Below are 239 nucleotides of genomic sequence, written 5' to 3' on the forward strand. Positions count from 1 at the left end.
ACTGCAGCTCAAAATGCACTGGATGCTGATATTGCAGCTTGGGTAGCGGCCCAAACTACCATTATCAATAATAGTTTAACAGGTGGATCTCCAACTGTATCTCATAACTTTACTAATCAGTCTATCGACTTCTGTACGGGAGGTACGGTAACCATTACCTGGACTATTGATGATATTTGTGAAACTTTTACTCCTCAAGCTACCTATACCTTAACACAACCTCAAGTAGTAAGCTATAC

The 239-nt window shown here is 40.2% G+C and carries 1 protein-coding gene; it reads left to right on the top strand.

Features of this window, described 5'->3' with window-relative positions; translation table 11 throughout:
- Positions 1-239, top strand: a 239-nt coding sequence (locus tag FGF67_RS17375) for a hypothetical protein (RefSeq protein WP_158293257.1), incomplete at both ends; no start/stop codon positions are given.

The sequence above is a fragment of the Allotamlana fucoidanivorans genome, assembly GCF_006265225.1.
GTDB classification, from domain to species: domain Bacteria; phylum Bacteroidota; class Bacteroidia; order Flavobacteriales; family Flavobacteriaceae; genus Allotamlana; species Allotamlana fucoidanivorans.